Below are 14,635 nucleotides of genomic sequence, written 5' to 3'. Positions count from 1 at the left end.
TGGAGGGGAGCTTGGAGGGGGACGGGCTCGGCTCTTCAAGCCGCAGTTTTCGGAAGCGGCTTCGTGGCGAAGGCGCGGGGCACCGGCAGGTCGGCCATTGTTTGGAGGCCGGGCTGGGCCCGATCGGCGAGCGGCGCGGTGTTGACGAGCATGCCCACCGTGGCCGTGTCGCCGAAGATGCCCCCTTCGAAGCGGAGGTTGATCGGGGGCTCTCCCTCCACCGTCACCGTGTCGTAGGACTCCTCCGCGCCCACGTACATTTTCAGGTCGAGCGTCAGTGGGGACTTCCCCTCCATTCGGCCGGCCGCGGCGTGATGAATGCCGGCCACCTCTCCGGCCTGAACCTGGCGGAAGCCGGTGTCGACGGGCGCCTCGGCGTGAACGGGCTGCAGTTCCTCCTCCACCGCATCCAGCGACCACCCCAGCCCGTCGGCCAGCATCAGGAGGGACTCGCGAAGCCCGATGTGTCCGAATCCTCCCCCCGCCTTCTTCTCCTCGAAGGCCTCGGTCGAAATGCCCGCCCCCACCTTCTCCTGGAGCGGCTCGCGCCGCTTGCTGGCATTCACGACCCGCTCCACGTGGACGCCCTGCACCGCCGTGCACACGCCCGTCGCCATGAGCGGGAGCGTGTCCATGGCGTAGCCCGGGTTCACGCCCGTTCCCACGATGACGACCCCCTCCTCGCGCGCAACGCGATCGAGCCGCGTGGACGCCTCCGGCGCCCGCTCGTACGGAAACGAAAGCTCTTCGGTGGTGGACACGACGTGCGCCCCCGCCCGGGCACACTGCACCAGCTGGTCGGTCACGCCGCCAAGGAAGGACGTCGTCGTGTGCAGCACCACGTCGGGATTGGTGGCCGCGAGGACGTCGGCGGCGGCGTCGGACACGCGAACCCCTGCCCTGGCTGCCTTGGGCCCCTCCGCCCCAATCACGTCGGCCACGTCCCGGCCCGCCTTCTCAGGATCAATGTCGATGGCCCCGACAAGGGTCATCGCGTCGGCCTTTTCAATCACGGTCTTCGCGGTTGCCTGGCCGATGGGACCGAGGCCGTACTGAACGATGCGAAGCGGAGAGTCGGTATCCACGGGCGTCTGGTCTGCTTGGTTTAAAGAGAAAGATGTCCCCCGGTTGCGCGTTTCCGGTGAGACTATTCTGTGCTGCCGTGCGCTTGTTCTGTGCTGCGATGCGCTTTCGTGCCCCTGTGCCCTCGTCCCGCCGGGCTGCCCGACCCGTTTTGCTCGACGCGCCCAAAAATGGGCCTCAGGCGGTCAGCCCCCCGCCATGGCGTCAAAAACCATCCGGGACACCCGGGCAAATGCTTGTGCCCCGGCCTCCTCATTTTCTAGATTCTGCGACAGGAGCACCACAACGTACGTGGGCCCCTCCGGCACGAAGACAACGCCCGAGTCGTGGCGCAGCCCCGGGATCCAGCCCGTCTTGTGAGCCACCTCCACCGACGCCGGGAGCCGGGCCGGGATCATGTCGTTGTGCTCCTGCGCCTTCAGAATTTCGATCATCTCGTGGGAGGCCCGCTCGCTCACGGCCGTTCCCCGGGCGATCTGCTCAAAGAGCACCAGCAGGTCGTGGGCCGAGGCCTCGTTGTTGAGGCCTCGCCGGTAGGCCGTCATGTCTTCGACCCCGCGTCGTACCTGGATGCGATCCGCCCCGTACCGGCGCATGCTTTCGGTTGTGCGTTCTGCCCCGACCGTTTCAAGCAAGATATTCGTGGCCAGGTTGCTGCTGGCCGTGATCATTTCCCGCATGAGGGTGCGAATCGAGCGCTGCTCCCCGAGATGGGCGTAGAGCGCGTCGTAGCTGTCGTCCTCGGGGGCCAGGGCGTACCGGCTGCCGTCCACGAGGCTCCGAAACGCATTCTCCACGCGGACTGTGTCGTCGAGGTCGATCCGCCCTTCCTCCGCCTGCCGGTAGAGCTCCACCATCACGGGGGTCTTCATCGTGCTCGCCGCGTGGAACGTCTCGTGCGCGTTGATCAGCAGCGTCCGGGGGGGCGCCTCCAGGGACCGGACGGCCACGGCGCAGTCGCCCGTTCCCCCATCCAGGACGGCCCGCACGTCTTCGTCCAGCGTGCCCGAGAACGAGGAGGGGAGCGTGGGGATCGACACGAGAACAAGAACACTCAGGGAGAGAGAGCAGCGCCCGCCCCGAGACAATGCCCCGGCGAGGGGCGCCGCGGGCCAGGGGGCGAATCGCTCCGCCCAGTTGCCTGGCGGGGCTACGACTGGTCCCACCAGAGGAACTGGTCGAGCGACGCCTCAGGGACGTTCGACGCGTTTCGTTCAACCTCGGAGAGGGGATACAGCACGCGGCGGATGTGGTCCGTATTCGGATTCTGGTCGAAAAGCGGGTTCTGGTCCACAGGCGGCTCAAAGTCGGGATAGTCGTAATCGTGGCGACGGTGGTCCACCCAGGCCTCGGGGTGCAAGAACGTCGCCACGTTCTTCTCCTTGAAGATGAGGTCCAGGGTCAAATTGCCCGCCCCCACGTCGACGGCCGGGTGGCTCAGGTAGTCCTCGCGCTGAGCGTCCGCCACGCCGACCTTGGTCATGTGCGCCCGGATGCCCGCCCGGTAGGCGTCGTAGGCCCGACTCGGGTTGTCGGCCCGCAAGGCGGCCTCGGCCTCGATAAACTTGGCCTCCGCGTACGTAATCCACAGGATGGGGGCATTTTCCGACGCGTAGTACTGGGGCTCAAGGTGATTGTAGAAGTCCCCCGACCCCGCCCCGTTGCGGTTTCCCGCGAAGGCCGGGGCGGCGGACTCTTCGGGAGCCTCCGTCTCGTTCGAGTCGGTAATGGCCGTTTGCAAGCGAGGATCGAGCGGGCCGTAGAGGGTGCCGTCCATCTCCTTCACGAGCTGCTCCGACAGATGCCCCCCCAGGATGCCGCCCTGCTCGTCCAGGTACACGTTGTGCCAGGGATTATTGGAGGGGTCGTCTTCGTAGTCCATCTGCGCATCGTCCGCGTTGCTGTCGAACGCGTTGTCCAGCGCACTCAGCACGGCCTGCGGGTCGTAGTCCGATTTTTTCGTCCGGTGGTTCAGGTATCGCGCCTCCAGGGCCCAGGCCGCCTTTTTCCACTTCTCGAGATCCCCGCCGTACACGAAGTCCTCACTGCCCGGGGACAGCCGCGACTCGGCATTTAGGTCGTCCCGGGCGTCGCTGAGAAGGGCCTGAATCTCCCCGTATATCTGTTCCTGCGAATCGTACCCGGGCGTGATCTCTCCCTCATCCGCCTGGAGGGCCTCCTGATACGGAATGTCGCCCCACAGGTCGGCGGCGAGCCCAAGGTTGTAGGCCTGAATGATCCGCGCGATGCCTGCATAGTGCGGCGACCCCTCCTCGTCTGCCTTTTCGATCAGGGCCTGGGCGGTTCCGAGCCCGTCGTACACCGACGACCAGGTTCCTCCAAAGCGGGCTTCAAACTGCTGGTCAGTCGCACTTCCACTGGGCGACGCCAGGTGCTGGACGTAGTAGGAGGTGACGCTGGCCGCCCCCTGCGTCGTGGTGCTGGTTGAGAGGATGGCGGTCGATAGCAACCCCGACATCGACGGGTCGGTCGTCGCGTTGGGGTCGGTGTTGTCCACGAGCAGGTCGCCGTCGCACCCGACGAGCGCAACCCCGAAGACGATGAGGAACAGGACAGCACGTTTCATGGGATGGGTGTACACGATGGAGGAGACAACACGATCGGGGGCAGTGCCCGGGGCCCTTAGAAATTCAGGTTGAGCTTGACGGTATAGCTCTCGACCGCCGGCGTCCGCAAGCCCTGGAATCCCTGCGTGTTGCTGCCGGCGTCAAACTGTCGGGACTCCGGGTCAAAGCCGTCGTAGGCGCTCCAGAGGAGGATGTTGTTGGCCCCGACCCCAATGCTCCCGCCCCGCAGGGGCGTGGTCTCCGTCAGCACGCTTGGCAGTTGATAGGTCAACTGAACGTTCCGCAGCTTGAGATAGGAGGCGTCTTCGACAAAATTCTCGGCCACACGGCGGTACACGTCCCGGTAGTAATCCTGCCCCGGAACGACGGTGGTGTCGACCGGGGTGCCATCGGGGTACACGCCGCTGAATTCAACCTGCTCGTCCCGATTGGTCGTAATCGGGAGGGTCCCCTGCGAGGCGTGAAACGCGGCGACCTGGTTGTAGAGGTCGCCGCCCGCCTTCACGTCGAGGAGCGCGGAGAGCGAGACGCCCTGGTAGGAGAAGGTGTTCTTGAGACTTCCGGTCCAGTCCGGCTCCGCGTTCCCAATCACCTTGAAGCCGTCGCCGCTGCGCCGGTAGTACCCGGTGGACGGATCGATAATTCGGGGCCGGCTCTCGTCCACCCGAAACGCACTCTCGTTCTCCGAATCCTCGTAGAACCGGTCGTACACCGGCCCAAACAAGTTTCCGTACTCGAGTTGCCGCCGGAGCTGCATCGTCAAGGAGCCGCCGTAGGAGAACGACGTTCCGCTCAGGGTGATCGACTCGATGCCCTCCCGGATGGACACCACCTCGTTGTCGTTTTTGGCCCAGTTGACCCGCGCGTCCCAGGTGAACGCCTCCGTCTCGATGGGCGTGGCCCCCACCGTCAGCTCGAGCCCTCGATTTCGGATCTCACCGGCGTTGGTCACGAACGTGTCGAAGCCGCCCGCCTCCGAGATGGGAACGGGGATAATTTGGTCCCGACTGTTGGACTGGTACGCGGTTGCGTCCAGCCGCAGGCGCTCATCGAAGAAGCGCAGGTCCACGCCCACTTCGTAGGAGACCGTGCTCTCCGGCTTGAGATTCGGGTCGCCCAGCTGCCCGCTGCGCGTCTCGAGCGTCTCGTTCTTGAACGGAAAGGACCCGAAGGTGATGTTGGTCTGGTACGGATCGGCGTCTTTCCCCACCTCGGAGGCCGACAGGCGCAGCTTTCCGTAGTCAAAAACGGACGGCAGGTCCACCACGTCGCTGAAGACGAAGCCGAGACTGGCCGACGGGTAGAAGAAGGACCGGTTGCCCTCCGGCAGGGTGGACGACCAGTCGTTCCGGCCGGTGAGGGTCAGAAACAGGTAGTCCCCGTAGTCGAGCGTGAGATCGCCGTAGACCCCAATCACACGCCGCTCCGCCTGGCCCTCCGAGGTGGAGATGTCGGACGTATTGCTGAGGTCGAAGAAGCGCGGCGTTCCGAAGTCCGCCCCTTCCACCGTGACGCGATCGAAGTCGCTGTCGAACACGTCATTGCCGACGCTAAACTCCGCGTCCAGGGCGTCCGTGAGCGAGCGCGACGTCGTCAGGCGAAGGGTGGATGTGAGCTCTCGGTTCGTGATGGTTTCCCGGCTGAGAACCCCCTGTGAGGAAATGGCATTTTCGTCCTCCCGGACCCCCAGCGGCCCCGGGATCACCTCGTCCCGGTCCTCCTGGTAGAGATCATTGCCGAACCGATAGTCGACGGTGATCCAGTCGGTGGGGGTGTAGGTGAGCCCAAGATTCCCGATAAATCGGTCTCGGTCGTTCGTCAAGTTGTGGTTCTTCGCCACGAAGATGGGATGGTTCAGAAACGGAAGCGGCGAAAACTGCGTGCCGTCGTCGTTTCTGAACTTTTCGGTGACGTCGACGCTCGTCGGGTAGTACTGGAGTTGGCCCAACTGCGCATCCACCGGCAGTTTGGTCCCCTGCGTGTTCGTGTACCGGACCGAGGAGGAGACCCGGAGGTCGTCGGTCACGTTGAGGGTGCCCGACGCCTTGGCAGAGAAGTTCTCGTTTTCCGCCTCGGGGATGACGCCCTTCTGGTCCCCATACTTCAACGAGAGGCGAAAGGTGGACGCCTCCGTCCCGCCCGAGACCGCGAGGGTGTTTTGGACGTTGCGCCCCATCCCGCCGCGGTCAAAGTAGTTGTCGTAGTTCTGAAAGAACTCGGCGCCCTCGATGGTGTCGGCCTTCGGCCCCCAGGCGTGGAACGAGGGAAAGCTAAAGAACCCAAAGTCGCCGCGCCACCCGTCCATGAATTCGCGCTGCTGTGGCGGGTACACGCCGACCCGCTGGAAGCCGACGGAGCTCGTGTAGTCGACCTGGGTCTGGTTGGACTGCCCTCCCTTCGTCTCAATGACGACCGCGCCGTTGGCGGCCCGCACCCCGTAGAGGGCCGCGGCGCTCGCCCCCTTGAGCACCGAGACCGACTCGATGTCTTCCGGGTTGATGTCCGCGATTCCGTTTGAGAAGGCAAACCCTCCCGCTCCACGACTCCCCGAAAACGTCTCATTGCTGATCGGCACGCCGTCCACGACGAAGAGCGGCTGGTTGTCCGCGCCGGGGTCCAGCGACGTGACCCCGCGCAGAACGATGCGCGCGGACTGTCCCGGCGCGCCCCCTGTGCTCGTAATCTGGGCCCCCGCTACCTGTCCCTGGAGCGCATCCACGAGGTTTCCTTCGTTGACCTCGGTAATCTCTCCCGCCTCGACCTCCTGCACCGCGTAGCCGAGCGAGCGCTCCTGGCGCTCCACCCCGAGGGCCGTTACGACAACGTCCTCCAGCTGCTCCACGCTGGGCTGCAGCCGCACGTTGATCTCCGTCCGGGGCCCGATCGCCCGCGTCGTGCTCCGGTAGCCCACAAAACTGAACGTCAGGGAGTCGGCCTCCGCGGGGACCTGCACGCTGTACGCCCCCGACTGGTCGGTCGAGGTGCCCATGCCGGTGCCCGGCACCGTCACGTTGACCCCCGGCAGGGGCTCCCCATTCCCGGCGTCCGTCACCGTCCCCGACACGGTCCGGTCTTGGGCGTGCACGAGTCCCGCCCCGAGCAGGAGAAGGGCAAACGCCATGAGCGCGGTCCGCAGCGTCGAGGGGACAATCATAGTGAGCGTGGGTGTTTGTACAGGACACCCCCCGACGGGACGCCCGCACCGCTGCCGTGTCGGGGGGATAAAGAACGCGAGAACAATCGGTAACCATCGTATTAAGGATCGACGATGCAGAAAAGGACCACTTTCCTGCTTACCATGGGACCAATTCATCTTTCCTGCGTCCTGCCGCCATGCCCGACCACTCGACCCCGCTCGTTCTTCAGTGTGTAGACCTCGATTCGGGCGCCTCTCGGCCCCTCTACGACCAGCTGTACCGGGACCTCCGCCAGGCCATCCTGTCGAGCCAGCTTCTGCCGGGCATGCAGCTGCCGTCGACCCGGGCCCTGGCCGACGAGCTCGGGCTCTCGCGCAACACGGTCCTGGGGGCCTACGACCAACTCGAGGCGGAGGGGTACCTGCAGAGCCGCGTCGGGTCCGGGACCTACGTGGCGCAGGAACTGCCCGAGGCGCTCCGTTCCGTGCGTGGAGAGTCGCACCTCAATCCGTCGTCTCAGCGGTTCTCTGACGATGCCGGCGATGCCTCTCCGCTCTCGGAGCGGGGAGGCGCCCTGACCGACCTGCAGCTTTCGGCCTTCCGGCCCGACGAGAAGCCGCGTGCGTTTCGTCCCGGCCTTCCGGCCCTCGACGCCTTCCCCATTGAGACGTGGAGCCGGCTCGTGAGCCGCCGGTGGCGGAGCCTCCCGGCCTCTACGCTCGGATACCGCCGGTCCACGGGCTTTCCCCCGCTCCGCGAAACCATTGCGGCGTACCTGCAGGAGTCTCGGGGGGCCTGTTGCTCCCCCGAGCAGGTGATTGTTGTCTCGGGCACGCAGCAGGCCATCACGCTCGTCGCGCACGTCCTGCTCGATCCCGGGGACCGCGCCTGGATTGAGGACCCGGGGTACCCGCGCGCCGAGGGCGCCTTCCGGTGGGCCGGCGCCCAGACGGTGCCCGTGCCCCTCGACCGTGAAGGGCTCGACGTCGACGCGGGACGAACGCGGGGCGACGCGCAGATCGCATACGTCACGCCGTCCCACCAGTACCCGCTCGGCATTACGATGAGCCTCTCGCGCCGGCTCGAATTGCTGGAGTGGGCGAACGAGACCGGCGCCTGGATCCTGGAGGACGACTACGACAGCGAATACCGCTACGAGGGACGGCCCATTGCGGCCCTCCAGGGACTCGACGACGCAGGCCGGGTGATCTACGTGGGGTCGTTCAGCAAGGTGCTCTTTCCGGCCCTCCGCCTCGGCTACCTCGTGGTGCCCGAGCCCCTGATCGAGCCGTTCTCGGCCGCAAAGTCAATCGTGGAGCGCTGTCCCCCGCTCGTCCCGCAGATGGCCGCGACCGACTTCCTCGAGGAAGGCCACTTCAAGCGCCACCTGCGGCGAATGCGCACCCTGTACGCCGAGCGGCAGTCCGTCCTCATCGAATCCCTGCGCGAACAGATGGGAGGCCCGGTGGACGTTAGCTCCGACGAGGCCGGACTGCACCTGACGCTGTTTCTCGACGCCGCCTCCCGTGACGAGGCCGTCTCGGAGGCGGCCGAGGCCCGCGGGGTTACCGCCCCTCCGTTGTCCTTCTACGCCGCGGACGCCCTCGACCAGAACGGCCTCGTGCTCGGCTACGCCGCCGTGGACGCGGAGGCGATCCGGGACGGCGCCGCGCAGCTCGCCGAGGCCATCGACGCGGCCCGGAGCGACGGAAGAGAGGAACCGTCGGAGATCGCCGCCTCCTAGCGCAGACGGGAGCGCCTCGCGGGCGTCCCCAGCCTGCAACTGCAGGCCCCCGACCTGGAAGACGGCCGCCCTGCCTACAGGGAGGCCTCCCCGCGAGAGTGCCCATCGCCTCCGTATCCGGCGGGCGATGTCTCCCTGGGCTCCTCGTCGGGGCTCGCGCCAAGCGGCTCGGACGCCCTCTGCCCACCGCCCTTCGGGACTCCGCCCGACGCCCGCTGGCTCCCCTTCCCCAGGTCAAACCGCTGGACGCCTCTCCGAAGCCGCTCGGTGAGGCCCTCCAGGTCGTCGGCCGACTCGGACACCTGCGTCACGCCCGCCGCCGACTCCTGGGACGCCGTCGAGATCGACTGGACGCTCTGGGCAATCTGCTCGCTGGTCGTGGACTGCTCCTCGGAGGCCGCCGCAATCTCGTCGGCCCGCTCTTGAACCTCATCGATCGAGTCGACGACCCGCTCGATCGCATCCCCCGTCTTGCTGGTCAGCTCAAGGCCCTCGTCGACGTGCCGCATGCCCGCCCGCACCGCCTCGACGGCCTCTTCGGTCTCTTCCCGGACCTGCTCGATCGTCCGCGCAATTTCGTCGGTGGCCTGGTCGGCCTCCTCCGCAAGCTCGCGCACCTCTTCGGCCACCACTGCGAAGCCCTGCCCCGTCTGGCCGCTCCCGTCCTCCCCGGCCCGGGCGGCCTCAATCGCGGCGTTTAGCGCCAGCAGGTTGGTCTGACCGGCAATCTCGTCGATCTGCTCGACGACCTGGCCGATCTCTTTGCTCGAGGCCCCGAGCCGCTCGATCGTGTCGGCGGAGGCCTCGACCACCTCCGCGATCTCCTCCATCTTTTCGGCGGTCTCCTCGACAATCTCCTCGCCCTCGCGGGCCTGCTCGCTCCCCGACTCGGCGGCCTCGGCGGTGCGCTGCACGCTCTTGGCGTTTTCGTTGATCGTCTGGTTGAGCTCCTCCACCGCGGCGGCCACCTCCTCGGACTGGGCCGACTGCTCCTCGGCACTGGCGGCCATCTGGTCGGAGGACGCGCTGATCTGGCCGGCCGCCGAAGAGGTCGACTCGGCCGCCTCCCGCACCTGCTCCACCATCTGGCGGAGGTTTTCGACCGACCGGTTGAAGCCCTCAAACAGGCGGCCGATGCTTCCGCCCACCTCGGTGTCGACCCGAACCGTCAGGTCCCCGTCCGCAAACCGGTCCATCGCCTCGAGCAGCCGATCGACCTCCCGGACGTACATGTCCCGATCGGCCTCTGCGTCGACCTGCTCGGTCACCTCATCGGCAATCTTCACCACCTTCTCAACCTCGCCCTCGGGCCCGAAGACCGGATTGTAGGTGGCCTGCAGCCACACCTCCTGCCCGTCCCGATCAATCCGTTTGAGCCGGCCCGAATGGTACTCGCCCCGTCGGAGCTTTTCCCAGAAGGCCCGGTACTCCTCAGACCGAGCATAGTCGTCCTCGACGAACACGCGGTGGTGCTCCCCCCGAATCTCATCCAGGTCGTAGCCCACCACCTCCAGAAAGTTGTCGTTCGCCTTCAAGACGGTCCCGTCCGGCTCGAACTCAATGACGGCCAGGGACCGGTGGACCGCCTCGACCAAAGCAGAATCGTCGACGTCCGACTCACTTCGGGCCTCCGAAGCGTCGCCCGACCGGCGGGCGTTGGACGCGTCGCTACTGGATTGAAAAAACTGGTCAAGCATGGCACGTTCGGGACTGTAATCGGGACTGTGAGCATGTACCGTCGTAGAGGCAGCCGGACGGAGCCCCCGTCCGGCACGCCACCTCAGGCGTCCTGCGTGTTACAGGACCGTTACCCAGGTGCACTTAAGTGATCGGCAGCCCACCCCCGGTGCTTAAATGGACCGGTCCCGGCGGTCAGAGGATGCCGCCTTGAAATGGATTCGCTTCGGGAGTGGCCGTGGCCGCGGCCCCGGCCCGTTGATGCCAAATCGGTGCGGGGACGCGAGGGGGGCGCGATCACGGGCCCGGCGAACGTCGGCAGGGCCGCAGGCCGCACGTGGAGCGGCGGGGCGCCGAAGGCAGGGCCACAAGGGGCCGCCGGAGAAGGGGCACTATTTCCCCTTCTTGTCTTCCCGCGGCAGCCGAACGGTGAAGCAACTGCCCTCGCCCTTCTCCGTGTCGACCTCGATGCCGCCTCCCATCTGATCGAGCACCTCTCGGGTGAGGGCAAGCCCCAGCCCGGTCCCCTCGTACTTGCGCGCCATGCCCTCGGATGCCTGCCTGAACGGCTCAAACAGCTCGTCGGCCTGATCAGGGTCCATTCCGATGCCCGTTTCCATCTCGAGAATTGCGTCCGTTCCCTCCGCCCAGGCCCGCCTCCAGCGATGGCTCGTGGCGAAGCGCCGCCCCGACGGAGCTCTCCTCGAGGTGCTCCTCGAAGCGGCGGGCCTCCTCAGGATCGTCCTCGATCAACAGCACCGTGAGGGCATCGCCGTCGAGCGTGCTCTGCGTGCCCCCCGCAGGCCGGCCAGGGCTGTTTATGGTTGAAAGAGAGGCTTTTGAAGAGAGTTGTTTGGAGCAGGGGTGTTGACCGGAAAGAACTCCATTTTAGCGGAAAGGGCTCCATTTTCAGTCGGTCTTTGCCGTCGTATGTAGATAGACAACACACAAGAGACGTCCCAACGGTGCCGCCCAACGGTGCCGCCGCAATAGCTCCCCAATCCGCAGACAGGGACTTCTCAGCTGCCCCCACCTCCCCAAACACAACGGTGCGTCGGGCCAGCCCCCAGCCGTCCTCTTGGCAGTCCTGCCCCAGGCTGGAGCGCGGAGCGCGTCAGGGGCACGAGAGGGGGCCGAACCCAATCTATCTGCGACCGTGGTCTTGAGGCGCGGCGCCGAGACAGGTGCCCTCCCGTCTCAACGCATTCGGTATTCAGCGGCCCATGGGCGAACGTGACGACATACGCAACGGCGACCTCCCTCTCCGCAACCCGTCGGTGGAGGCCTACCGGGTCGGCGACGGCGCCGTCCTGCACGACGTGGGGCGGGACCGGGTCGTTGCGGTAACCCCTCTCGCACGGGCGGTCTGGGAGCGTTGCGACGGGAACACCTCTTTCGAAGAACTCACCCGAGCGATCAATGCACTGGACGACGCCCCCTTGCCGAAAACCACCGGCCGCCTGCAGCAAATCATCGCTCACCTGAGCGACCACGAACTCCTTGTCGTCCACGGCAGCGCCCCCGGCGGCGATCGCAGCCCGGCCGACGAGGGGACGACGCTGCACGTTGTGTTTGGGCGCCACCAAGTGCGGGTGCAGGCCCGCGCCCCCGAGTGTGCACGGGCCGCGCAGCGTCGCTTCTACGGGATGCTCGGCGACGGTCGAGGCCTCGAGACGATTGGGGGGCTCACCGTCGGCGGGGCGGACGGGCAGTATTCCGTCTGGGGTCCCGAGAGGTCCCACGTCGAGGAGCGCCCGCTGGAGCCAGCGATCCGCGGCCTGAAGCACGCGGTCCTGCGGCGGTTTATGGAGGCACGGCGGGACCTGATCTGGCTCCACGCCGGGGCGGCGGCCCGGGACGACGACGCCGTGCTGGTGGCCGGACCGTCGGGCAGCGGCAAAAGTACGGTGATCGCGGACCTGTGCCGCTCGGGGTGGCAATACCTGTCCGACGACATCACGCCGTACGCCCCCGATTCGGACAAGATCATGCCGTTCCCGGCGACGATGGCCTACCGTGAGCCCGAGGGCGAGCGGGGTTCGGGGGACGAGCTGGCGGACCTCCCCAAGAAGCACATGCGTCTGGACGCAGAGCGCCTCCAGGACGCGCCCGTCCAGCCGACGGCCCTTTTCTTTCCGACCTTCGAGACCGGCCGGCCGGCGGAGGTCAAAGAGCTTCCCGCGCCCGAGGCCGCGGTGTCGCTCGTGGAGAGCTGCCAGAACGCAAGCCGCCACCGCGGGGAGGCCGTGCGCCGGCTCTGCCACCTGGCCGGCCGAGTCCCGGCCTTCCAGCTGCGTTACAACGAACGGAGCCGTATTCTTGGCCTGTTGACATCCGCCCTGGGGTGAGCGCATACGAACAACGGCATACATCTTGAGACAATGCCCGAGCAAAACGTTTCCTCTTTCCGAGAGGATTTCCTCTTTCCGGAGGAACCGTTTCCACTACGTCATGCCGTCTCCCCCCACCTTCTCCCGATCCCGTGAACGACAAAAACGACACCCCCAACGAACCGACAGACGTCCAAGCGGAAGGCCCGCAAGACGAATCGGCCCGCGAAGGCGACCCTGAGGGCTCACCGATGTCGAGGCGGGATGTGCTCAAAAAGGGCGCCTACGCCGCACCGGCGATCATGACAATCGGTAGTGTGCCGGCGTTCGCCTCCAATGCCCCTTCTTGTGCAAAAGAGGCTGGGGATGCCGCTGGAAATAATTGTAGCGACAACGATCGTGGACAGGGCAATAACAGCGGCGGGAATGGCGGCAACGGTAACGGCGTTGGGACTCAAGGCTCCAACTCTGATGCCAGAGGGTACGGAAGCAGTGGTCACGGCGGCGACGACTACAGTGGCGACTACGGCAGCAGCGAGTACGGCGGCAGCGATTACGGCCACGGTAACGACAGCAACGACTGAAGCGAGACGGCCCTGCGCACCTCTATGTCTTGGAGCCGGCCGTGTCGGCACCGTACCCGGCGGCCCGCACCCTTGCCCCTGACCGGCGGGCCTCCCCACGTCCACAATCGACCGCGCGTCGCCGTCGCGGCTGAGAGCGGCCCGATGCCGGCCGCCTCCGCCAGGAATCCTTCGCCCCCCGACAGAGTAAAATGAGGGCGTTTGTGTTCCCCCATCGTCCCTCTTCACTCTCGTATGGCTGGCGACGTCCCGTTCCCGGAGCCGGACACGTCCGCCCGCTCGGGGGGCGACGCGTCCTCCTGGGAGCCCTACCAGTCGCCGCAGGGCCGTGGGGGCGGGCCCCTGCGCTTCCTGCGGCGCCACTCGTTCTCGATAACGGTGGGGGCCGCGGCCCTGGCACTCGGGGCGTTGATCTACTTCTCCCCGACGGGCGCCGCGCCCGACGACCGCACCCGTGGTCCGGGCGACCGGGAAAGCCAGGCGACCCTCTCCATTTATTCGGCGCCGACCGGTGCAACCGTCATCGTTGGGGCCGACACGGCCGGCACAACGCCCGTCACGGACCACTCGCTCTCCGCGGGGACCTACCTGGTCACGGTTGAGAAAGAGGGCTACGGGCGCCGCGACACGGTGCTCACCGTGTCCGCCGACCAATCCGCGAGGTACAGGTCCCGCCTCCCTCCGGACGAGTCCGTTCCGAACGAGCCCGCCCCGACCGAATCTGCCGCCGACGCGCAGCGCACTCGCTCCGAGACCTCTCCCGCCGCGCCCGGCGGCGGCGCATCGTCCGACCGGCCGGCGACGTCCTCCGCTCCGTCCCCTCCATCCTCTTCGGCGCCCGACAACACGTCGAACAGCGACGATTCGGAGGCGCCCTCCCCCGGCCCGTCCGGTGCGGAGGAAGCGAACAGGCTGGTAACGGGCTCGCTGGTGCTGCGGGCGACGCCCGAGAGCACCGCGGTGAGGCTCAACGACCGGTACGAGGTCGGCCCCACGCCGGCGATGCTCGGCGAGGTGGGGGTTGGGCGACACGAGCTCACGTTTTCCCGCCCCGGCTACGAGACGACGACCCGGCGCGTGGACGTCACGCGCAACGACACGGCGGTCGTGGAGGTATCGCTCGCGCCGCAGACCGGGCATCTGCGCGTGCTCGCCCGCCCGTGGGGATCCATCTATGTGAACGGCGAGCGGCGCGCAGAACGCTCGGACGTCTGGTACGACACCGCCCTTCCGGCCGGCCCCCACACCGTCACCGTCCAGCATCCGGCGCTGGGGGAGAAACGCCGGTCCGTGACCGTCGTGGCCCGGGACACCCAGTCGGTCGTGCTGGACCTGCGCGAGCCGTAGGTAGCAACAGGCAATGGATATGCCCCGTACGCCAGGCGGCCCCTCACCGAACGACCGTCAGTTGCCGCGTCTGCTGGAACGCCCCGGCCCGCATGCGCACGAAGTACTTGCCGCTCGGCAGCGTGCCCGCATCGAGCCGGGCCTG

Annotated in this window: 10 protein-coding genes and 1 pseudogene; 4 read left to right on the top strand and 7 right to left on the bottom strand. The window is 66.9% G+C overall.

What is annotated here, in order from left to right; all coding sequences use genetic code 11:
• Positions 1 to 35: 35 nt before the first annotated feature.
• The 4 genes from V5A20_RS09480 to V5A20_RS09465 all read right to left on the bottom strand — a co-directional run bounded on the left by V5A20_RS09480 (position 36) and on the right by V5A20_RS09465 (position 6,825).
• On the bottom strand, positions 36 to 1,085 hold the full coding sequence (locus V5A20_RS09480) for an NAD(P)H-dependent amine dehydrogenase family protein (protein WP_332316404.1): 1,050 nt from the start codon (positions 1,083 to 1,085) through the stop codon (positions 36 to 38).
• Positions 1,086 to 1,268: 183 nt separating this feature from the next.
• Positions 1,269 to 2,123, bottom strand: coding sequence for a serine hydrolase (locus V5A20_RS09475; protein ID WP_332327208.1), 855 nt, complete (start codon positions 2,121 to 2,123; stop codon positions 1,269 to 1,271).
• Positions 2,124 to 2,233: 110 nt separating this feature from the next.
• Complete coding sequence (locus V5A20_RS09470; protein ID WP_332327207.1) at positions 2,234 to 3,670, bottom strand: SusD/RagB family nutrient-binding outer membrane lipoprotein; 1,437 nt, start codon at positions 3,668 to 3,670, stop codon at positions 2,234 to 2,236.
• 56 nt (positions 3,671 to 3,726) lie between these two features.
• Positions 3,727 to 6,825: a SusC/RagA family TonB-linked outer membrane protein gene (locus tag V5A20_RS09465; RefSeq protein WP_332327206.1), complete on the bottom strand. Its 3,099-nt coding sequence runs from the start codon at positions 6,823 to 6,825 to the stop codon at positions 3,727 to 3,729.
• Positions 6,826 to 7,004: 179 nt separating this feature from the next.
• Here V5A20_RS09465 and pdxR point away from each other — a divergent pair, with 179 nt between their 5' ends.
• Positions 7,005 to 8,552, top strand: coding sequence for a MocR-like pyridoxine biosynthesis transcription factor PdxR (gene pdxR, locus V5A20_RS09460; protein WP_332327205.1), 1,548 nt, complete (start codon positions 7,005 to 7,007; stop codon positions 8,550 to 8,552).
• 74 nt (positions 8,553 to 8,626) lie between these two features.
• Here pdxR and V5A20_RS09455 read toward each other — a convergent pair whose 3' ends face one another.
• The 3 genes and pseudogenes from V5A20_RS09455 to V5A20_RS09445 all read right to left on the bottom strand — a co-directional run bounded on the left by V5A20_RS09455 (position 8,627) and on the right by V5A20_RS09445 (position 10,988).
• Positions 8,627 to 10,249, bottom strand: a complete 1,623-nt coding sequence (locus V5A20_RS09455) for a methyl-accepting chemotaxis protein (protein WP_332327204.1) — start codon at positions 10,247 to 10,249, stop codon at positions 8,627 to 8,629.
• Between the two features lie 372 nt (positions 10,250 to 10,621).
• A pseudogene (locus tag V5A20_RS09450) lies at positions 10,622 to 10,864 on the bottom strand (ATP-binding protein); the annotation flags it as partial.
• The gene (locus V5A20_RS09445; protein ID WP_332327203.1) at positions 10,821 to 10,988 is read right to left on the bottom strand and encodes a hypothetical protein; all 168 of its coding nucleotides are present in this window, start codon (positions 10,986 to 10,988) and stop codon (positions 10,821 to 10,823) included. The gene V5A20_RS09445 and the pseudogene V5A20_RS09450, both read right to left, overlap by 44 nt.
• A gap of 464 nt (positions 10,989 to 11,452) precedes the next feature.
• Here V5A20_RS09445 and V5A20_RS09440 point away from each other — a divergent pair, with 464 nt between their 5' ends.
• The 3 genes from V5A20_RS09440 (at position 11,453) to V5A20_RS09430 (ending at position 14,490) form a co-directional block, all read left to right on the top strand.
• The gene (locus V5A20_RS09440) at positions 11,453 to 12,577 is read left to right on the top strand and encodes a hypothetical protein (protein ID WP_332327202.1); all 1,125 of its coding nucleotides are present in this window, start codon (positions 11,453 to 11,455) and stop codon (positions 12,575 to 12,577) included.
• Positions 12,578 to 12,711: 134 nt separating this feature from the next.
• Positions 12,712 to 13,143 carry a hypothetical protein gene (locus tag V5A20_RS09435; RefSeq protein ID WP_332327201.1) on the top strand — a complete coding sequence of 144 codons (432 nt, stop codon included), beginning with the start codon at positions 12,712 to 12,714 and terminating at the stop codon, positions 13,141 to 13,143.
• Between the two features lie 234 nt (positions 13,144 to 13,377).
• Positions 13,378 to 14,490: a PEGA domain-containing protein gene (locus tag V5A20_RS09430; RefSeq protein WP_332327200.1), complete on the top strand. Its 1,113-nt coding sequence runs from the start codon at positions 13,378 to 13,380 to the stop codon at positions 14,488 to 14,490.
• Positions 14,491 to 14,635: the final 145 nt, after the last annotated feature.

It is taken from the genome of Salinibacter sp. (assembly GCF_036626415.1).
Lineage (GTDB): Bacteria > Bacteroidota > Rhodothermia > Rhodothermales > Salinibacteraceae > Salinibacter.
Note: the sequence above shows the minus strand (reverse complement) of the source record. Positions and strands in the feature narration are given on the sequence as shown.

What these genes read in the sequence shown, in the direction of transcription:
- V5A20_RS09470 (WP_332327207.1), bottom strand. Translation starts at nt 3,670, where the DNA reads ATGAAACGTGCTGTCCTGTTCCTCATCGTCTTCGGGGTTGCGCTCGTC.
- V5A20_RS09465 (WP_332327206.1), bottom strand. Translation starts at nt 6,825, where the DNA reads ATGATTGTCCCCTCGACGCTGCGGACCGCGCTCATGGCGTTTGCCCTT.
- pdxR (WP_332327205.1), top strand. Translation starts at nt 7,005, where the DNA reads ATGCCCGACCACTCGACCCCGCTCGTTCTTCAGTGTGTAGACCTCGAT.
- V5A20_RS09455 (WP_332327204.1), bottom strand. Translation starts at nt 10,249, where the DNA reads ATGCTTGACCAGTTTTTTCAATCCAGTAGCGACGCGTCCAACGCCCGC.
- V5A20_RS09440 (WP_332327202.1), top strand. Translation starts at nt 11,453, where the DNA reads ATGGGCGAACGTGACGACATACGCAACGGCGACCTCCCTCTCCGCAAC.
- V5A20_RS09430 (WP_332327200.1), top strand. Translation starts at nt 13,378, where the DNA reads ATGGCTGGCGACGTCCCGTTCCCGGAGCCGGACACGTCCGCCCGCTCG.